Genomic DNA, 19,637 nt, shown 5'->3' with positions numbered 1-19,637 from the left:
CGTTCTCGTCCGCCGTCCTCACGCGGTGGTGCCCGAGGTGCGGTGCCCACGTCGGCGGCCGGTGCTCGGCTTGCGCTCGCCGCCTACGTCCGCGGCGCGCACACCGGTGAGGGTGAAGACCAGGGCGGCGGCGGCCACGATCGCGAGCAGGGCGAGGCCGGCCGCGTACGTCCCGTACTGGCCGTACAGCGAGCCCATCACCAGCGGCGGCAGGAAGCCGCCCAGACCGCCCGCCGCGCCGACCACGCCGGTGACCGAGCCGACCTTGTTGGCCGGGGTGCGCAGGGCCACCAGGGCGAACGTCGCCCCGCTGGCCGCCCCGAGCGCGGCGGCCATGGACAGGAAGGCGATGGTGCCCACCGGCGCCAGGGCCGGGGTGAACGACTGCGCCGCCGCGCCGGCCACGACCACGGCCAGCGAGCCGGCCAGCACCCGGACCGGGCCCAGGCGGTCGGACAGCCAGCCGCCCATCGGGCGCATCGCCACCGCGAGGAGCACGAACCCGGCCATGCGGTTCGCGGCGTCGGCCTGGGTGAGGCCGTAGCCGGTCTTGAGGTAGGTGGGCAGGTAGACGGAGAAGGCGACGTAGCCGCCGAACGCGACCGCGTACAGCGCGGATGCCTGCCAGGTGATGCGCAGGCGGGCGGTGGCTGCCAGGCGGCGGGCCAGCGGCTCGGTCGGCACGATGCGGCCGGGCGCGTCGCGCAGCAGCAACGCGGAGGCCACGGCGTACACGGCCAACACCCCGGCGGTGATCAGGAAGGGGGTGGACATGCTGTTGGCCTCGACCAACTTCACGGTGGTCAGGGCGCTGATCGCGGTGCCGCCCATGCCCGCACCGAAGACACCGATGGCCAGGCCGCGCCGCTCGGGCGGGAACCAGGCGTTGACGAGCGGCACGCCGACGGCGAACGCGGTTCCGCCGATGCCGAGGAAGAAGCCGCCGACCAGCAGGGCGGCGAGGGAGGAGTGTCCGGCCAGGCCGAGGTAGAGCACCGGCACGATGGTGGCCGCCGACACGATCGGGAACACGACCCGTCCACCGAACCGGTCGGTCAGCGCGCCCACGGGGATGCGGCCCAGTGACCCGACCACGACCGGCACCGCCACCAGCAGCGACTGCTCGAACGACGACAGGTCGAGGCTGTCCTTGAACCGCGGGCCGAGCGGGCTGAGCAGCGCCCAGGCCCAGAAGTTCACGGCGAAACCGACCGTGGCCAGGGCCAGCATCAGCCAGGCCCGGCCGGACACCGGCGCACCCGGCGATGAGCTCCCGCTCTTCGACTTCAACGGCTGGACCATGTTGTCCGTCCCTTTCCTCTCCATGGTGGTACGGCGCCACCGGGAGCGCACGAGCACCGCAGGCCCCTTGCCCGCAACGGCGTCCCCTCACCACTGTCCGCACCGGGGATCACCACAGGCATGGGCCATGAGTCCCTGTCGGCGGACAGAAAGTCCCCGGGGTTCGGGCCCGGCGGTCCCTCCGCACAATCCCGCCCACGGCGGTGCCCGCGCGGCTACCGCCCGACAACGGCTGCGACCTGCCGTCCTCTCGTCGTGTGGCGGTAGGGCCGGTCGGCCCTACCGCCCGGCCGCGACCGTGGGGACGATGGACTGATGTTCCAGAACGACGCCTTTCGTGCACTCGGCCGACAGGAGTGCCTGCGCCTGCTCGCCAAGGTGCCGGTCGGCCGTGTGGTCTACACCCGGCAGGCGCTGCCCGCGGTCCTCCCGGTCAACTTTTCCCTGGACACGGACGCCTCCGTCCTGCTGCGGACCTCTCGGAACTCGGATCTCGTCCGCGCCATCGGCGGCGTCGTGGTCGCCTTCGAGGCGGACGAGTTCGATGCGGCCACGTGGTCCGGCTGGAGTGTGGTCGTCACCGGACGGGCCACCGTGGTGACCGATCCCGCCGAGCACGAGCGCCTGTCCGAGGCCGGCCCCACGTCCTGGATGCCCCTGCGGGACGCGCTCTTCGTACGGATCGAGTCCGAGATGGTCACCGGACGCGAACTCAAGGGATCGCGCGGCACACGATAGGGCGCGACCAGTCCGCCTCCTGGCGTCCACCGCGCGGACCGGGGGCGGAACCTGCGATGCGGACTCAGTCCGTCGGCTCGGGCCTCGCATCGGTCCGCGCATCGGTCCTCATGTGAGGAGTCTCGATGTGAGGAGTCTCGGGCCTCCGTCCCGTGACGATCCCAGGCACGGTGTGTGCGGACGCACGGGGCGTACGGCCACCGTCCGGGCCGTACCCGAAGCGGATCAGCAGCTGCGGGAAGCAGCGCCGCCTCGATCCGGCCATCGCCGCCCGCAGATCCGGCCACTCCATCGCCTGGTGCAGCATCGAGGTGCGCACCCCGTGTCGGACCGCCGTGAGCAGCACACGTTCCAGAGCCTGGCCTGCCCTCAGCCAGTCCTCGCCCCGGTCGTGGGCCGTCCACAGCAGCGCCACCTGGGCATGGCGTTCAAAACGCAAGGCGGGCAGCCGCGGTACGGGCAGCACTCCGGTGAAGTCCCGCACCGGCATCCGTCCGGAAGCATCCCGTGGACCGAGCGCTGTTACGGGAATGCCGTAGGAAGCACCCTTTCCCGGAGCGGTGATCCAGGCACGGGTCTCGGCCGCGCGGGCCGGGTGGACGGCGTTGCGCGCCTCGGCTGCCCGGGTCAGGTGCAGCAGGCGCCGGGTCCCCATGATGTCGGGTACGTCCAGGTGGGCGCCCTCGGCCCGGGCTGCGCTGATCATCTCCGTCACGATCGAGTCCGGAACCGGGCGGCCGGTGAACGGCATCCGGCTCGAGTGACGCCGTTCGATCGCCTCATACAGGTCACGCAAGGGCAGTTGCTCGTCCGCGGTACGCCCGGCCAGTTGCACGGTGGCCAGCAGATCCTGATCGTCGGCGACGGGAAGCAGCCGGACGTCGGGATCCCAGCCCAGATGCACCGCGGCCACCTGGAGGTTGAAGACGGCCGCCCCCACTGACAGGTGCTGGGCGCGCAGATCCGGGTCCGCCATCGGCAGCTGCCGCGCCCGGTCGACACGGACCTCGATCGACCGGCTGCCCGGATCCAAGCGGAACCGCCAGGGCTGCGTGTTGTGGATCGACGGTGCCGCCACCGCCGCGGCCAGCAGGATCTGAACGGCTGTGGCATCGACTTCCGGGGTCTGCATCACGGCTCCTTCGTGAAACTCTCGTCCGCTCCGTCAACCCTGCGCCGTCGTTCTCGGCGGCAGGAGGGTTGGCCGGCCCGACGTTGTGGGCCACAGGGCCTCATTCGTCGGCCAGGAAGCCGGTGACAGGACGCGGCATCCGGAGCCAGGCCGGTCATGTGGCGGGCAGGGCGGTGGCGAGCAGGACGACGCCGAGTGAGCCGACGAGGGAGACGACCGCCAGGGCCCGGGCGAGGTCGGCGCGGCCCCTGGCGTGGGCGATGCCGTGGCCGGCCGCGACCAGCATCACCACCACGAAGAGGGCGAGTTTGGTCGCCAGGGTACGGCCGTAGCCGGGTTCGGCGAGGGAGGCCCAGGTGACTCCGCTGTGCCAGGCCATGGCCCAACCGGTGGCCAGTTGGACCGGCAGGAACACCGCTCCGGTCAGCATCCCGAGCCGGCGGCCGGCCGCGGCCGTGAAGCTGTCCTTGGCCTCCGGGGCGAGCGTGTGGCGGGCCAGCGGCAGGATCACCAGGGAGAGGGCCAGCTGTCCGCCGACCCACAGGGCGGCTCCGGCCACGTGCGTGAACCGCACCAGGGACCACCAGCCGACGGTGTCCATCAGTCGCTCACCTCCACCATGCCGTGCGCACCGGCTTCGGCGTGGCGCATGTCGTGGTCGACGAACGGATAGTGGCCGGCTTCGGGGAACGTCGTCTCGACGTAGCCGCCCTGCGCAGGGGCCAAGTCCAGCACCTGTGCGCCGCCCGCATCGCCGGGCTTCAGCGAGTAGGCGCCCTCCTTGTACACGGTGTCGAAGACGGTGCCGACGACGTGGAAGGCGATGCCGTCGCCGGGGCCCGCGGCGACCACCCAGAAACGGGCCCGCTCGCCGGGCTTCACCTTCAGGGGCTGCTGGGCGTACTGGTTCGCGATGCCGTTGAACGCCCAGGCGTCCGGGGTGCCCTCACGCATCTTCGTCACCTGGGCCGTGCTGCCGGGCGTGCCGAGGTAGAGCTCGGACGAGACCAGCACGTACTCGTGATCGACCTTCGCCAGGCCGGGCGGGTCGATGACGACCGCGCCGTACATGCCGTTGCCCATGTGCTGGAGCATGGGCGCGGTGCTGCAGTGGTACAGCCATGCGCCGGCCTTCTCGGCCTTGAACCGGTAGACCAGCCGCTCGCCGGGCCGGATCGTGCGCATCGGCCGGTCCGGGGCGAGGGATCCGGCGTGGAAGTCGATGCCATGACCCATGCCCTCGTCGTCGTTGACGAGCGTGACCTCGAAGATGTCGCCGACCTTGCCGCGCAGGGTGGGCCCCGGCGCGGTGCCGCCGAAGGTCCACATCTGCTGCTTCACGCCGGGGGCCACCTCGACCGTCGTGTGGGCGGCGTGCAGTTCGACCTTGTGGACCGTCCCACCGGGTGCGGGGGCCAGGTCGGCGTCGCGTGCCTGCCAGCCGGTGGAGAAGTCGGCGGCAAGGTCCAGGCCGCTGTCGTCGGCGGCCGGCGATGTGTGGCCCTCGTGTCCGCTGCCGGTTGCCGCGTCGTCCGTCACGACGATGTCCATCGTCATCCCGGCCGCCCTGTGGCCCGGCAGGGTGCACCAGGCCTCGCGGTCCTCGGTGACCGGGCCGAGGTCGAGGACTCGTGTGTCGCCCTTGGCGAGCATCGGCGTTGACGGGCCGTCCTCGACCTTGAGGTCGTGACGCTGGGCGTCGGCATTGGTCACCCTCAGCCGCAGCGCGGTTCCCTCGGTGACCTCGACCCGGGCCGGACGGACGCGCATGTCGGCGAGGGTCACGTCGACGGTGCGGGTCGCGCCCGCGGCCCCGCCTCCCGCCGCGGAGGCGGCGGCCGGGGCACCGGTGTCCCCACCGCTGTTGGCCACGAGGACGGCCAGCACGGTCAGGACGACACCGGCGGCCGTGCCCCACAGGGCGGGCCGCCCCGACCCCGCGCTGGTGCCTCCGTCCGGCGCCCCCCTCCTGCCGCTACGGGCGAGTACGGGCACCGCGAGGGCGAGGAACGCGGCCCCGGCCAGTGCGGCCAGCAGCATGCCGGTCGTGGCGGCCGGGCCGGGCAGCGGAAGCGCCGCCAGTGCGACACCGGTGTTGAGCGCCACCAGCCTCGGCAGCCAACCCCGTTCGAGGACCGCACGTACGGCGGCACGGTCCTTGGGGCCGCTGCTGAGGACGACCGGCAGCAGATAGGTGAGCGCGCCGATCAGGACCTGGGCGACGAAGCCGATGAGCAACACCGGGAGCAGAACGTCGATCTCGGCCTGTGCCGCCGCGAGCGGCCGGGCTGCCAGCCACGCGAGATCGGCCGCCACCGCGATCAGCAGCCAGCAGGTGGCCGCGGCGAGCATCCAGGCAGCCGCCGCGGACACGGGCCGGTTGCCGCGTACGGTACGGACGAACAGGTGGACGGCGAGAGCCGCTCCCTCCGCGTAGAGGGCGAGGCCCGCCACGGCCGGCCAGCGCCACCCGAGCGCCAGCGCGACCACGGCCACCAGCAGTCCACTGCCGTTGAGCCACAGCACCCATCGGGACACCTTCGTGGTGCGGTCCTTCATCCGTACACCCAGCACGGTCGGCCACAGCATGAACAGCGTGCCGAGGACGGGCAGTCCGATCCAGCCGAGGAGCGTGACGTGGATGTGGGCCAGCCGCAGCCCGGCGTGCCGGTCGGGCCCTGCTTGGCCGGAGGCGAGCAGCCAGCCGAGGACGGCCCCGGTGATCAAGGCCGCCGTGGCCGCCCGGTAGTAGGAGACGATCGGCTTGAGCCGCCCGACTAGGGCACCCCGCCCCAGGCGGACCAGCACCACCAGATGCGCGGCGGCCGCGACCACCAGCAACACGGCGGAGACGGCGGTCAGTACAGGCTGTGCCATCCCCACACCGATGAGGAGCCCGGCCACCGCGACGTTGGCCGTCGCGAGCCGGGCGGTGCTCCAGCGCTCGTCGGGGATCTTCGCGTGCAGCAGGGCGACGGCGAAGTGCTCGCTCCAGATGAGAACGGCGGTGGTGACGGCGCCGAGCAGGAACATGTGCACGGCCAGCCAGCGAGCCACTGGGAGCGACCCCTGCAACGGGACCGCCGCCAGCGCCAGGCCCAGCCACCCCACGACCAGTACGTGGCCGCGCAGATGCCGGGCCTTCACGCCGGACGCCTTGAACCTGTTCGGATACTTGGCGGATCCGCTCGTGTCGCCGGTCCCGGCGGGCCCACCGGCCATGCTGGTCATGCCACTCCTCGGTGCTGGATCGAACCCGCGCCACCGTCCCTGTGCGACGCGTTCCTGCCGTCGGCGCCGCCGGGCAGCAGCGCGGCCAACTCCTCCTGGTGCGGGAAGGATCCCGGGACGTATCCGCACCACGGCTCCTCTGCGTACGGATCGCCGGTGACGCCGTACGCACGCGACCGTGAGCCGCCGCAGACCCGGCGGAACTCGCACACGCCGCACCGTCCACCCAGCCGGTCGGCGTCCCGCAGGCGGGTGAACAGCTCGGAGGTGCGGTAGATCTCCGTCAGCGGTGTCTCACGCACACTTCCGGCGCCCAGCGGCAGGAAGCCGCTCGGGTGGACGGTGCCGGTGTGGGAGATGAAGACGAAACCGCGGCCCGCGTTGACGTCCAGAGGTGGGCGCCTGGCTCGGCGCGCTGCGGCGTCCAGGCCCAGCTCGGCGGCCCGCTCGCGCAACTCCCGGTAGAGCGGCCCGAGTCCGAGCACCGCCACGTGGTCGTCGCCCCGGTCGGCGAGGATCTGCCGTTGCAGGGCGACGCGGCGGAAGTGGTGTGCCTCGGTGGTCTTGGCGGGGACGGTCAGGCCGACGTCGTAGACGAAGTTGAGGATGTCCTCCGCCTCGGCCGGAGTGAGCGCGCCGAGGGTGCGGCCACGGCCCGTGGGCACCAGGAGGAAGGCACTCCACAGCATCGCCCCGTGCTCGGCGACCAGGCGGACGATGTCGGGAAGGTCGTGCAGGTTGTGCCGAGCGACCGTGGTGTTGATCTGCACCTTCATGCCGAGGGCACGCGCCGTGTCCCACGCGTCCAGGGTCCATCGGAAGACCCCCGGTACGCCACGGAAGGTGTCATGGATGTCATCGGTGGACCCGTCCAGGCTCAGCGAGAGCCCGACGGCGCCCGCCTCGCGCAGCTCCCGCAGCCGCTCGGCGGTAAGCGTGGGGGTACCGGACGGCGACACCGCGATCCGGACCCCGATCTGCCGGCCATGGATGATGAGTTCGGTCAGGTCGGGGCGCTGGAACGGATCGCCCCCGGTGATCACGAACAGCGGGGCGGGCTGCCCGAAGGCGGCCACCTGACGCAGCAGGTCCTTGGCCGCGGCGGTGTCCAGTTCGCGCGGGTCGCGGTCGGGCGCGGCCTCGGCGCGGCAGTGCAGACAGGCAAGGGGGCAGGCCCGGGTGGACTCCCAGATGACTATGAAGGGCCGCTCCCCCGCGTCGTGCCGCTGGCGGCGAACGGCCCGGGCGCTGACGGTATTCATCGGACGGCCCTCCCTGGGCGGTCTTGCCGAAGTCCGGTGCGGTACCACGCCCCGACGGAGGCCGCAGGCCTCTGAGGGGCGCGGGGAACTGCGCGACCAGCCACAACGGACCCGCAGCTTCGCACCGCATGTCCAGCGGAGCGCTTGTGCACGGGGTACCTCCGAAATCGGTCGCCGTCAGCATCCACCGGCGGCGGTGGTCGGCGCGGCGGCCGATGGTCTTGTCGAACAGGGCCGTTGGTCCCTCTTGGCGGCAGGCACAACCAGGCAGCAGGGTCGACAGAGGGGCGACGACGCGTTCGGGGGTGCCCTGCGACAACCGGGTGCCCCCGAGCAGACGGGAGTCGCTGTCCCATCCGTGCGCACCGCTGCACGGTCAGCAACGGTCGGGGCAGTGGGGAGCCAGAGCGTCCGCAGTGGCCACCAAGGCGGCACCCAGGCCGGTCAGTGCGGCACCCAGGCCCGTGACCAGGGTCGTCAGATGCCATGCCTGGCAGGCGGACATCAGCGAGGCGCGCAGGGACTGGCCCATGAACGCGGTCTGGCGCAGCTCGGCGAGCTTCTCGTCGTCGCCGCCGGCTGCGTGCAACTCGGCGCTTATCTCGGCGTAGGTGCGACCGCCCGTGATGTGGGCGAGATTGCCCTTGATGAAGTCGGCGTAGGCGTGCGCTTCGGGGCCGGTTTCCACGCGCCGGCCGGCGTAGGCGGCGAGTTCGGCGGGGAGCCCCCGCTCGGGGAAGGTGATCTTCTGGGCGGCCAGCTCGGTGCGGATCTCCCTCCTGCCGCTGCGGCCGCGCCACAGCATGACCGGCCCGGCGACTGCCAGGGCCATACCGACCGTCCCGAGCAGGGCACCGGCCCGACGGTGTGATCCGTCCATGACGTGTGGTCCTTCTTTCTCATGTACGTGGGGTGCAGCGGGCTGTACGGGGGGTGCGGCGACGCGCGCACGCGAGTGCAGCAACGTCCGTGTGTCGCAGGGTTGTTGGAGTGGCCGGGTCAGCGGTGGCTGAGCCGCAGTCGCCAGGTCGCGGGGCCGCGTTCCAGGTACTCCACGGCGAAGGCTCCCGGGCTGCGCTGCTCGATCTGCGCGAGCAGCGGGAGCGGGTCGTGCGGGGCGACCAGCACCAGCGCGGTGCCCACCGGGACGGCGTCGAGCGCGCCGAAGACCGTGGCGTGACGAATGGTGTGCGGCACCTCCCGCACGTCCAGTTCGGGTTCGTTCGCCTCTTCGGCACCGCCGCAGCCGCACACTCCGCCGCAGCCGCCGGCCTCCTCGATCCGCGCTTCCCGCATGTCCGGTCCTTCCTCGCGGTCCTGATCTTCTCGGGCGCCCCCCGTGCCCGTGTCCTGCGCGATCCGCTGGTGCATGTCGGCCATCAGGTCCGCCAGGGAGACGTCGGGTGTCATGGCGAGCAGCGGCAGCACGAGGCCGTCCTCCTTGGCCACGTGTTCTTCGAAGAGCACTTGCAGGGCCCGGGCATCCGCCGCCGCACCGGCCGGGCCGGGTGCGGCGCGCAGGGTGTCGACGAGCGCGGCGAGGCAGCGGTGTTCGCCGATGAGACTCTCGATCAGCAGGCGGGCCTCGGGCATGCCGTGGGCGGCGGGATAGAGCGCGGCTTCCTCGGCCGCGGCATGCGGCAGGAGCGAATGGTCACAGAAGGCTACGAGCCCGGCGTGGATCCTCTCTGCGGCGCTCGGGGCGCGGTCCACGGCAGTGAGCAGCATCGTCACCCGGCCGGCCAGCTCCCCGGCCAGGCGGGCGTGATGCGCCTCGGCGCTTTGCAGGGCCGTGGCGTCCTCGGGAGCGGAGGCGAGGGTGAGCACGCTCATGAAGGTGTCTCCAGCAGGTCTCGGCCGGTCGGCCGACCGGGTGCGGGTGTGTCGGACATTCCGGGGCGTCGGCACCCGGGGGGAGGATGCCGCGTCCGGCCGCGAGGGGCGGCCGGACGCGTGACCGGACCGGGCGCCACGCGCCGCACGCGCTGCACCTGCGAGGGCCGGGGAGGGGGAATCGGCGGCCTTGCAGACACGGAACGCGCCACGGAGGTGGCGCCTGCGGTTCGATCACCGTCAGCATGCAACGCGCGGCATGCCCGGCTCCCCGGCCGACCGGACCCAGTCCCGGGACCATTGGTCCCTACTCCGACCAGCCGAATTGGGCCGGTAGGCCATCGGCCGGGGACCGGCAGCCCCGGGCGGAGGGCGGGGTGCGCCGCCTAGCGTTCCGGGCCATGGAGAACGATCAGAAAGCACGGCCTCAGGCGCCGCGCGCCGGTGAGGGCTGGCCGATGGCCGCCCGCAGACTGCTCACCCGCCGCGAGGTGTCCGCCGACGGACGCGCCGTGTTCGGCACAGGCGATCCGCACTGGGAGGGCTTCTACCGGGACCGCTGGGCGCACGACAAGGTCGTGCGCTCCACGCACGGCGTCAACTGCACCGGTTCCTGCTCGTGGATGGTGTACGTCAAGGACGGGATCATCACCTGGGAGCACCAGGCGACCGACTACCCGTCGATCGGCGCGGACTGCCCCGAGTACGAGCCCCGCGGCTGCCCCCGCGGCGCCTCGTTCTCCTGGTACACCTACTCCCCCAGCCGGGTGCGCTACCCGTACGTGCGCGGCGAGCTGCTGAAGCTGTGGCGCGAGGCCCGTGAGCGGCTGGGTGACCCGGTGGCCGCCTGGGCCGAGATCACGTCCGATCCGGCCAAGGCCCGTGCCTACAAGCGGGCCCGCGGCAAGGGTGGCCTGGTGCGCGCCGAGTGGGACGAGGTGAGCGAGCTGATCGCCGCCGCCCATGTGCACACCGTCAAGGCGTACGGTCCCGACCGCGTCGCCGGCTTCTCCCCGATTCCGGCGATGTCCATGGCGTCCTTCGCGGCAGGCGCCCGCTTCATGTCGCTGATCGGCGGCACGCTGCTGTCGTTCTACGACTGGTACGCCGACCTGCCGATCGCCTCGCCGCAGGTCTTCGGCGACCAGACGGACGTACCGGAGGCCGCCGACTGGTGGAACGCCGGCTATCTGATCATGTGGGGCTCCAACATCCCCGTCACGCGCACGCCCGACGCGCACTTCCTGACCGAGACCCGCTACAACGGCACCAAGGTCGTCGCGGTCAGCCCCGACTACGCCGACAACGTCAAGCACGCCGACGAGTGGCTGGCCCCGCACCCCGGCACGGACGGGGCGCTGGCGATGGCCATGGGGCATGTGATCCTGCGCGAGTTCCTGGTCGAGCGTGAAGTGCCCTACTTCCAGGACTACCTGCGCAAGTTCACCGACGCACCGTTCCTGGTGAGCCTGCGGGAAAACGCCCACGGCCTGGTCCCCGACGGGTTCCTGACCGCCGCCGACCTCGGCCGCGACACGGAACACGCCGAGTCCAAGACCGTTCTCCTCGACTCGGTCACCGGACGACCGGTCGTGCCGAACGGCTCGCTCGGCTTCCGCTGGGGGGAAGCCGAGCCGGGCCGCTGGAACCTCGACCTGGGCGACACCGTGCCCGAGTTGAGTCTGCTCGACCGTGCGGAAGAGACCGTGGCCGTAACCCTGCCCCGCTTCGACGAGGGCGACACGGAGGGCGGCTCGGTCATGGTGCGCGGGGTGCCCGTCCGCAGGATCGGCGGTCGGCTCGTCACCACCGTCTTCGACCTGATGCTCGCCCAGTACGGGGTGCGGCGCCCCGGTCTGCCGGGCAGCTGGCCGTCGTCGTACGACGACGCCTCGCAGCCCTACACCCCTGCCTGGCAGGAGACGATCACCTCTGTGCCTGCCGAGCAGGCCGCCAGGATCGCCCGGGAGTTCGCCCGCAACGCCGAACGGACCAAGGGCCGTTCGATGATCGCACTGGGTGCCGGCACGAACCACTGGTTCCACTCGGACACCATCTACCGGGCCTTTCTCGCGCTGGTGACGATGACCGGCTGCCAGGGCGTCAACGGCGGCGGCTGGGCGCACTACGTGGGCCAGGAGAAGATCCGCCCGATCACCGGCCTGCAACACCTGGCCTTCGCCTTCGACTGGCAGCGTCCCACCCGGCACATGGCAGGCACCTCGTACTGGTACCTCAACTCCGACCAGTGGCGGTACGAGGCCTTCGGGCCGGACGAGCTGGCCTCGCCGCTCGGCAAGGGGCGGTTCCGGGGCAAGGGGTTCGCCGACTGTCTGGCGCAGGCCGTGCGGCTGGGCTGGACGCCCGGTCACCCCGGCTTCAACCGCAATCCGCTCGACCTGTCGGACGAGGCGCGGGCGCAGGACAAGGAGGTCACCGAGCACGTCGTCGAGGAGCTGAAGTCGGGGCGGCTGCGGTTCGCCGCCGAGGACCCGGACGACCCGGCCAACTTCCCCCGGGTGCTGACGGTGTGGCGGGCCAACCTGCTGGGCTCCTCCGGCAAGGGCAACGAGTACTTCCTGCGCCACCTGCTGGGCACGGACGCGGCGGTCCGCTCCGAGGAGACCCCGCCCGAGCACCGCCCGCAGGACGTGGTCTGGCGTGAGGAGGCACCCGAGGGCAAGCTCGACCTGCTGGTCACGGTCGACTTCCGGATGACGTCCACCGGCCTGCTCGCCGACGTCGTCCTGCCGGCCGCGACCTGGTACGAGAAGGACGACCTGTCCAGCACGGACATGCACCCCTTCGTGCACGCCTTCACCCCCGCCATCGCCCCGCCCTGGCAGGCCCGAACCGACTACGACACGTTCCTGACGATCGCCGACCGGTTCAGCGAACTGGCCGCCGAGCACCTGGGCACCCGCACCGACGTCCTCGCCGTGCCGCTGCTGCACGACACCCCCGACGAACTCGCCCAGCCGGGCGGGGTCGTACGGGACTGGAAGACCGGCGAGTGCGAGCCGGTCCCCGGCCGGACCATGCCGAAGCTCGTCGTCATCGAGCGGGACTACGCGGCCGTCGCACAGAAGATGCGCGCCGTCGGCCCGCTCCTGGACAAGCTCGGCACGACCACCAAGGGCATTACCGTCCACCCGGACCGGGAGATCGACGAACTGCGCCGCCGCAACGGCACGGTCCGCGACGGAATCGCAGCGGGCCGTCCCTCCCTCGCCACCGCCACCGGCATGTGTGAGGCGATCCTCGCTCTGTCCGGCACCACCAACGGGCGCCTGGCCACCGAGGGCTTCCGCGCACTGGAGCGGCAGACCGGCAGCGAAGGGCTGGTGGAACTCGCCGCCGAGCGCGAGGCCGAACGGATCACCTTCGCCGACACCCGCACCCAGCCCCGCGCCGTGATGACGTCGTACGAGTGGTCGGGCAGTGAGACCGGTGGCCGCCGCTACTCGCCGTTCGTGATCAACGTGGAGCACCTCAAGCCCTGGCACACCCTCACCGGCCGCCAGCACTTCTTCGTCCAGCACGACTGGATCACGGAGATGGGCGAGCAACTCCCGGTCTACCGGCCTCCCTTGAACACGCCCCGGCACTACGGCGACGAGCACCTGCACGAGGGCGGCCGGGCAGAGGTCACCGTCCGCTATCTGACCCCGCATTCGAAGTGGTCCATCCACTCGAACTACCAGGACAACAAGTACATGCTCGACCTGTCCCGCGGCGGCCCGGTGATCTGGATGTCCACCGCCGACGCCGAGAAGATCGGCGTCAGGGACAACGAGTGGATCGAGGCGTACAACCGCAACGGCGTCGTCGCCGCGCGGGCAGTGGTCACCCACCGCATGCCCGAGGGAACCGTGTACATGTACCACGCCCAGGACCGCAACGTGAACGTGCCGAAAACCGAGGTCAGCGGCAGGCGCGGCGGCATCCACAACTCCCTGACCCGGCTCCTGCTCAAGCCCACCCATCTCGCGGGCGGCTACGCCCAGTTCACCTACGCGTTCAACTACTACGGACCGACCGGCAACCAACGCGACGAGGTCACCGTGATCCGCAGGCGGTCTCAGGAGGTCGATTACTGATGAGGGTCATGGCCCAGATCGCGATGGTGATGAACCTCGACAAGTGCATCGGCTGCCACACCTGCTCGGTCACCTGCAAGCAGACGTGGACCAACCGCACCGGCGTCGAGTACGCCTGGTTCAACAACGTCGAGACCAAGCCCGGCGTCGGCTACCCCCGCCGCTACGAGGACCAGGAGCAGTGGAAGGGCGGCTGGATGCTCGACAAGCGCGGGCGTCTCGTCCTGCGCTCCGGAGGTCGCGTCAAACGCCTGCTGTCGCTGTTCTCCAACCCGGACCTGCCCAGCCTCGAGGACTACTACGAGCCGGTCACCTACGACTACGACAACCTGGTCAGCGCTCCTGCCGGGAAGGACATCCCCGTCGCCCGCCCGCGCTCGGTCCTCACCGGCAAGCCCACCGCCATCACCTGGGGCGCCAACTGGGAGGACGGCCTGGGTGGCGCACCCGAGAACGCCGACGGCGACCCCAACCTCAGCGGTGAGTGGGCGCGAAAGGTCAAGTTCGAGTTCGAGCAGACCTTCCTCTTCCACCTCCCCCGCCTGTGCGAGCACTGCCTCAACCCGGCCTGTGTGTCGGCGTGTCCGTCGGGCGCCATGTACAAGCGGGTCGAGGACGGCATCGTCCTGGTCGACCAGGACCGCTGCCGCGGCTGGCGGATGTGCGTGACGGCGTGCCCGTACAAGAAGGTGTACGTCAACCACGCAACCGGCAAGGCCGAGAAGTGCACCTTCTGCTTCCCGCGCATCGAGGCCGGCCAGCCCACCGTCTGCTCGGAGACCTGTGTGGGACGGCTGCGCTATCTGGGGCTGTTGCTGTACGACGCGGACCGCGTCGGCGAGGCCGCCGCGACACCCGACGAGACGGACCTCCTCGAAGCCCAGCGCGGCGTCTTCCTCGACCCGCAGGACCCCGAAGTCGTCGCGGCGGCACGGGAGTCGGGGATACCGGAGGACTGGCTGGAGGCGGCCCGCCGGTCCCCGGTGTACGACCTGGTGATGCGGTACAAGGTGGCGCTGCCGCTGCATCCGGAGTACCGGACGATGCCGATGGTCTGGTACGTGCCTCCGCTCTCGCCCGTGCTCGACGCCGTCGACGCGGCCGGCGGCAACCAGGACGACCCCGACCACGTCTTCGCCGCCGTCACCCGGCTGCGCATCCCGCTGGAATACCTGGCCGAGCTGTTCACCGCCGGGGACACCGATGTGGTCGGCGGGGTGCTGATGAAACTCACCGCGCTGCGCTCCTACATGCGCGAGCGCACCCTCGGGGAGGACGGGGACGAGACGGTGCTCAAGGCCGTCGGACTCACGGTGCGTGAGGCGGAGGACCTGCACCGGCTGCTCGCCGTCGCCAAGTACGCCGACCGGTACGTCGTCCCCGCCGCCCACAAGGAGGACGCGGCAGCGCTGACCGCCATGGAGAGCCGCTGCCCGGTCGAGTCCGCCGAGCCGGCCGAGCCTCGCAAGGTCATGCTCGGCATCCCCACCCTGCGCCGCCGTACGTCCGAAGCACCAGCCGGAGGCCACCAGTGAGCCCGCTGCCGACGACCGTTCCCGCCATCATCCGCTCCCGCGTCCGGGCCGCGGTACGCCGCCCTGGCCGTGCAGCCCGCCCGGGACGTCCGGCCCTGCTCACGCCGGAGGAGGCTCAGGACCGGGCGCTTCTGCTGCGGCTGTGCTCGCTGCTGCTGCAGTACCCGGACACCGAACTCACCGCCGCCCGCACCGAATTGACGGCGACTGTCAAAGCACTACCGCCCTCCCCCGCCACCGGGCACCTGACCGCGTTCACCACCTGGCTCACCGACGCGGAGCCGCAGGCGCTGGAACGCCACTACGTCGAGATGTTCGACCTGCGCCGCAAGAGCAGCCTCTACCTCACCTACTACCTGCACGGCGACACCCGCCGTCGCGGCATGGCCCTGCTCACGTTGAACCAGCGGTACAGGGCAGCGGGCTGGGACACCGACGGCAGCGAACTGCCCGATCACCTCCCTGTCGTCCTGGAGTTCGCCGCGCTCGGCGGCCCACGGGCGGGCGAGGCACCCTTGCGCCAGCACCGGCGCGGGCTCGAACTGATCCTGCGTGCCCTGACCGACGCGGACTCCCCCTACCGCCACGTCCTGGCCGCCCTGCTCACCCTTCTGCCGCCGCCCACCGAGGCCGATCTGCGGGCGGTGGCCGAGCTGGCCGCGCAGGGCCCGCCCAACGAGGACGTCGGCCTCGACCCCTACGGGGCGGGCGAGTTCGCGCCGCCGGACGCGTTCGTACCACCCGAGCAGGCACCGCCCACCCTCATGCCGCCCCTGTCCATCCCCGTGAACCCGGAGGGTCCCCGATGAGCGCCGCTCCATCCCCTCTCGCCGCAGCGAGCGGCGCCGACCTGCTCCTGTGGGTCGCCATCCCCTACATCTGCCTCGCCGTGTTCGCCGTCGGACACGTCTGGCGCTACCGCCAGGACCAGTTCGGCTGGACCTCCCGCACCACCCAGCTCCTCGAACACCGCTGGCTGCGCTGGGGCAGCCCGCTGTTCCACCTCGGCGCCTTCATGGTGATCGCCGGGCACGTCGTGGGGCTCGCCATCCCCGATTCGTGGACCGAGGCCGTGGGCATCAGCGAGCACGCCTACCACACCACGGCCGTCTGGGCGGGCTCGGTGGCCGGCGTCGCCATGGTCGCCGGGCTGGGCATGCTGTGCGCCCGCAGACTGCTGACCCGCCGGATCCGACTCGGCACCGACCGCAGCGACAAACTCCTCTTCCCGCTGCTGTCCGCCACCGTCCTGCTCGGCATCACCGCCACCTCCGCCCACAACGTCTTCGGCGCCGGATACGACTACCGCTCCACCGTCTCCGTATGGTTCCGCGGCCTGTTCGTCCTCCAACCCCGGCCCGAGGCCATCGCCGACGCACCGCTGCTGTTCCAACTGCACGCCCTGAGCGCCTTCCTGCTCTTCGCGGCCTGGCCGTTCACCCGCCTGGTGCACGTGTGGAGCGCCCCGATCGGATACCTCGCCCGGCCGTACCTGGTCTACCGCCGGCGAGCCACACGGGCCTCGGCTCCGACGGCACCTGGCCGCCCCCGGCCTGCCTCCGGCTCCCGACGAGCCGCATGAGCCACGGACCCGCGCTCGCGCCGGACGCCACGACCGCCCGGCGCCCACGGACAGTGGGCGCGAGCCGCCGGACGGGATGGGTGATGGTCCTCACCGGGACCGTCGGCTGGCTCGCCTCCTTCCGACTCACCGTGGACGACTGGCGGTTGCTCCGCGATCCCGGCTACCAACCGCCCTGCGACCTCAGCCCCGTCGTGAGCTGCGGCAGCGCCATGTCCAGCCCGCAGGGCAGCCTGCTCGGCTTCCCCAACATGCTGCTCGGACTGGGCGCCTTCGCCGCCGTGACCGCCCTGGGCATCGCCGTACTCTCCGGGGCACGCCTGCACCGCCGGCTGTGGCTCACGCTCGACGCCGGTGCGCTGGTGGGCGTGGCGTTCGTGCACTGGCTGATCCGGCAGTGCCTCTACGAGCTGAACAAGATCTGCCCCTACTGCGCCGTCGTCTGGGTCGTCACCATCGCCCTGTTCTGGTACGTCACCCTGCACTGCCTGGAACAGGGAACCGTCCCCGCGCCCGGGGGTGTCCTGGAGGTCGTCCGGGACACGCACTGGATGCTGCTCGGCGCCTGGTACGGGGTGATCGCGCTGCTCGTCCTCACCCGCTTCTGGCCGTACTGGAGCAGCCTGCTGTGACAGACGTGCGATCACACCGCGCCAGCCGCACACAGGCAGCGCGAACCAGAGAGCATTGATCATGGACGACGTACCGAAGGAGTGGACGGCGTCCCTCGAGGCCGCGCCAGGCATCGACCACGCGGGCGATGCCGCTCACGGCGTCGCCCGGCCTGCCACCCCCCCTGACGACTTCCTGGTCGGGTACACGGCGGGGGAGGCCGGCGGCGGTCCTGACGCGGTGGTCAGTTGTCCCGCAGCTCGTCCGGCAACGCCTGGCGGCGCCGAAGCCGCCTGCCGACGGACCATTGGGCCCTGCGATCGGGACGTTCGGCCCCGGCACTCCACCACCATTCCAGGTTAGGCTCACCTAAGTAGTACGGACGCAGGCAGAGAGCGAGGCACGCGCATGGCAGCGACGGACCATTCGGCCCTGCAGAAGCACATCCCTGTTCCCGGCGACGGACTGGACGCCGCGCGCATGCCCGGCCACTGGCTGCTGGCCCGCCTGGGCAAGCGCGTCCTGCGCCCTGGCGGTGTGGAGCTGACCCGGTGGATGCTGGACGCCCTGGGCGTGGATCCGGAGGACCGCGTGGTGGAACTGGCCGCCGGCCTGGGGGCCACAGCCCGGCTGACCCTGGCCCGCCGCCCGGCCACCTACACCGCCGTCGACCGCGACCCCGCCGCCGTGGCCGCGCTCAGTGCCCTCGCCACCCCCGGCCCGACCAAAGTGCGTGCCGTACGGTCGGACGCCGCGGACACCGGGTTGCCGGACGGCGACGCCACCGTCGTGTACGGCGAGGCGATGCTGACCATGCAGCCCTGTCCCGCGAAGCGGCGCGTCGTACGGGAAGCACGGCGCCTCCTCGACGACTCCGGCCGGTACGCCATCCACGAACTGTGCCTCCTGCCCGACGATCTCGATCCGTCCCTCGCCGACCGCATCACCGCGGACCTGCAGGACGCCATCCACGTCGGCGCCCGCCCCCTGACGCCCACCGGCTGGAGTGAACTCCTCGCCGACGAGGGCTTCACCGTCACCGCCCGCAAGACCGCGCCCATGGCCCTGCTCGAACCGCGCCGACTCGTCGCCGACGAAGGCCTGTTCCCCGCCCTGCGCATCGCCGGCCGGGCGCTGCGGAACCCGGCCGCCCTGCGCCGTGTGATGCACATGCGCCGCGTCTTCCGCCGCCACGGCGCCCACCTGGGCGCCATCAGCCTGCTCGCCGTCCCGACCCCGTCCCAGTTCTGAGGAGGCACCCCATGCCCGCCACTGTTGTCGCCGACCTGGCCGCCGAGTTGACCGTGCCCGAGGACGGCACCCTCAGCCGCGTCCTGTACCGCGACGACCGACTGCGCGTGGTCGGCTTCGCTTTCGCCGCCGGCCAGGAACTCACCGAGCACACCTCCGCCCTGCCCGTGGTCATCCAAGTCGTGCGGGGCCGCCTCGACCTCGTCCTGGGCGAGGAGAGGACCGAGGCCAAGCCCGGGAGCTGGGTCCACCTGCCCGCACGGCTGCCGCACACCGTGCGCGCCACCGAGCCCAGCGTCATGCTGCTGACCATGCTGTCGGCCCCGGAGTCCTCCGCGTCCGGGGCGCCTTCCGCCGCGTGACCGACGCCCGGCCGCCAGCGCGATGGGGCGCCCACTTGATGAGCACCTGCACCGTCAGGTGCTCCGTCTGTCATGAACGGCACTGTGCCCGGCGGTGCTTCGGCAACCGATTGGCGCCGGCCGGCCCTTCGCAACGGGGCCGAACGGCCCTTACCCGACGGCCCTGTCGGTACCTGCCGCCATCGATCGGCGATCCGCCACCGCAGCGGTGCGATGTTCAGGTCCGTCGCGCTCGGAAGGATGCACCCATGCTGAAACAGGCAGGAGGAGTGTGGCTCTGGCGCTGGCGCGCAACCCATCGAGGACGTCCCCGCGACACCGTCACGGTTCTCCGGCATGGCGGACGGCCAGGTGCGGGCGACCGTACGGCGGGCGAGGCCCGACGGCTCTTTCAAGACCGGTGAAGCCCTGGTGTCGGCGGGCAGCAAGGCGGGCGCGTCCACCACGGTGTGGCTCGACGAGGAGGGCCGGCTTCGTCCCGCACCACCCACCCCGGCACAGGCCAGGTCGCGGGGAGCAGCCCTCGGCGCAGCCGCCGGAGCGGGTACCTGCGTACTGGTGCTGGGCGGCTGGTGGGTCGCCCGGGTACGACTGGATGTGCGCCGCGGGGCGCAGTGGGACCGGGCCTGGGCCGAGTCCAACGCCGGCCGGGGCCACCGGCACGCGTAACGCTTCCGCCAGCGGGGCCCGTGTACGC

17 protein-coding genes are annotated in these 19,637 nt (G+C 71.7%); 10 read left to right on the top strand and 7 right to left on the bottom strand.

The annotated features are described in order from the left end of the window. Window positions 1–18: 18 nt before the first annotated feature. Window positions 19–1,230 (bottom strand): nitrate/nitrite transporter, encoded by a 1,212-nt coding sequence (locus ACZ7D7_RS17740; RefSeq protein WP_470825361.1) that lies wholly within the window; start codon window positions 1,228–1,230, stop codon window positions 19–21. Between the two features lie 387 nt (window positions 1,231–1,617). Here ACZ7D7_RS17740 and ACZ7D7_RS17735 point away from each other — a divergent pair, with 387 nt between their 5' ends. Further along, window positions 1,618–2,040, top strand: a complete 423-nt coding sequence (locus ACZ7D7_RS17735; protein ID WP_470825286.1) for a pyridoxamine 5'-phosphate oxidase family protein — start codon at window positions 1,618–1,620, stop codon at window positions 2,038–2,040. A gap of 64 nt (window positions 2,041–2,104) precedes the next feature. Here the strand turns inward: ACZ7D7_RS17735 and ACZ7D7_RS17730 are convergent, their stop codons facing one another. From ACZ7D7_RS17730 to ACZ7D7_RS17705, 6 genes are all read right to left on the bottom strand, one after another. After that, a complete protein-coding gene (locus tag ACZ7D7_RS17730) occupies window positions 2,105–3,172 on the bottom strand; it encodes an Acg family FMN-binding oxidoreductase (protein WP_470825285.1) in 1,068 nt (355 codons plus the stop codon). A 154-nt stretch (window positions 3,173–3,326) separates the two neighbouring features. Further along, window positions 3,327–3,773 (bottom strand): hypothetical protein, encoded by a 447-nt coding sequence (locus tag ACZ7D7_RS17725; protein WP_470825284.1) that lies wholly within the window; start codon window positions 3,771–3,773, stop codon window positions 3,327–3,329. Then, complete coding sequence (locus tag ACZ7D7_RS17720) at window positions 3,773–6,403, bottom strand: multicopper oxidase domain-containing protein (protein ID WP_470825283.1); 2,631 nt, start codon at window positions 6,401–6,403, stop codon at window positions 3,773–3,775. The genes ACZ7D7_RS17725 and ACZ7D7_RS17720 overlap by 1 nt, the downstream gene beginning before the upstream one ends. Further along, window positions 6,400–7,665 (bottom strand): TIGR04053 family radical SAM/SPASM domain-containing protein, encoded by a 1,266-nt coding sequence (locus ACZ7D7_RS17715; protein WP_470825282.1) that lies wholly within the window; start codon window positions 7,663–7,665, stop codon window positions 6,400–6,402. The genes ACZ7D7_RS17720 and ACZ7D7_RS17715 overlap by 4 nt, the downstream gene beginning before the upstream one ends. A gap of 376 nt (window positions 7,666–8,041) precedes the next feature. After that, window positions 8,042–8,545 carry a hypothetical protein gene (locus tag ACZ7D7_RS17710; protein ID WP_470825281.1) on the bottom strand — a complete coding sequence of 168 codons (504 nt, stop codon included), beginning with the start codon at window positions 8,543–8,545 and terminating at the stop codon, window positions 8,042–8,044. A gap of 119 nt (window positions 8,546–8,664) precedes the next feature. Next, entirely contained in the window at window positions 8,665–9,498 is an 834-nt protein-coding gene (locus ACZ7D7_RS17705) for a DUF2249 domain-containing protein (protein ID WP_470825280.1), read from the bottom strand. A 401-nt stretch (window positions 9,499–9,899) separates the two neighbouring features. Here ACZ7D7_RS17705 and ACZ7D7_RS17700 point away from each other — a divergent pair, with 401 nt between their 5' ends. The 9 genes from ACZ7D7_RS17700 to ACZ7D7_RS17660 all read left to right on the top strand — a co-directional run bounded on the left by ACZ7D7_RS17700 (window position 9,900) and on the right by ACZ7D7_RS17660 (window position 19,609). Next, window positions 9,900–13,598 carry a nitrate reductase subunit alpha gene (locus ACZ7D7_RS17700; RefSeq protein ID WP_470825278.1) on the top strand — a complete coding sequence of 1,233 codons (3,699 nt, stop codon included), beginning with the start codon at window positions 9,900–9,902 and terminating at the stop codon, window positions 13,596–13,598. Continuing rightward, window positions 13,598–15,133: a nitrate reductase subunit beta gene (gene narH, locus ACZ7D7_RS17695; protein WP_470825277.1), complete on the top strand. Its 1,536-nt coding sequence runs from the start codon at window positions 13,598–13,600 to the stop codon at window positions 15,131–15,133. Before ACZ7D7_RS17700 ends, narH begins: the two co-directional genes overlap by 1 nt. Then, a complete protein-coding gene (gene narJ, locus ACZ7D7_RS17690; RefSeq protein WP_470825276.1) occupies window positions 15,130–15,942 on the top strand; it encodes a nitrate reductase molybdenum cofactor assembly chaperone in 813 nt (270 codons plus the stop codon). Before narH ends, narJ begins: the two co-directional genes overlap by 4 nt. Further along, window positions 15,939–16,715, top strand: a complete 777-nt coding sequence (gene narI / locus ACZ7D7_RS17685; protein WP_470825275.1) for a respiratory nitrate reductase subunit gamma — start codon at window positions 15,939–15,941, stop codon at window positions 16,713–16,715. Before narJ ends, narI begins: the two co-directional genes overlap by 4 nt. Continuing rightward, window positions 16,712–17,347, top strand: a complete 636-nt coding sequence (locus ACZ7D7_RS17680) for a vitamin K epoxide reductase family protein (RefSeq protein ID WP_470825274.1) — start codon at window positions 16,712–16,714, stop codon at window positions 17,345–17,347. The genes narI and ACZ7D7_RS17680 overlap by 4 nt, the downstream gene beginning before the upstream one ends. 61 nt (window positions 17,348–17,408) lie before the next feature. After that, entirely contained in the window at window positions 17,409–17,690 is a 282-nt protein-coding gene (locus ACZ7D7_RS17675; protein ID WP_470825273.1) for a DUF6457 domain-containing protein, read from the top strand. 45 nt (window positions 17,691–17,735) lie between these two features. Beyond that, entirely contained in the window at window positions 17,736–18,578 is an 843-nt protein-coding gene (locus ACZ7D7_RS17670) for a class I SAM-dependent methyltransferase (RefSeq protein WP_470825272.1), read from the top strand. Between the two features lie 11 nt (window positions 18,579–18,589). Then, on the top strand, window positions 18,590–18,940 hold the full coding sequence (locus tag ACZ7D7_RS17665) for a cupin domain-containing protein (protein ID WP_470825270.1): 351 nt from the start codon (window positions 18,590–18,592) through the stop codon (window positions 18,938–18,940). A gap of 297 nt (window positions 18,941–19,237) precedes the next feature. Next, window positions 19,238–19,609: an Rv1733c family protein gene (locus tag ACZ7D7_RS17660; RefSeq protein ID WP_470825360.1), complete on the top strand. Its 372-nt coding sequence runs from the start codon at window positions 19,238–19,240 to the stop codon at window positions 19,607–19,609. The last annotated feature ends 28 nt before the right edge of the window (window positions 19,610–19,637 follow it).

This window comes from Streptomyces sp. NPDC037054 (genome assembly GCF_055606745.1).
This window is presented reverse-complemented; position numbering and strand designations above follow the sequence as displayed.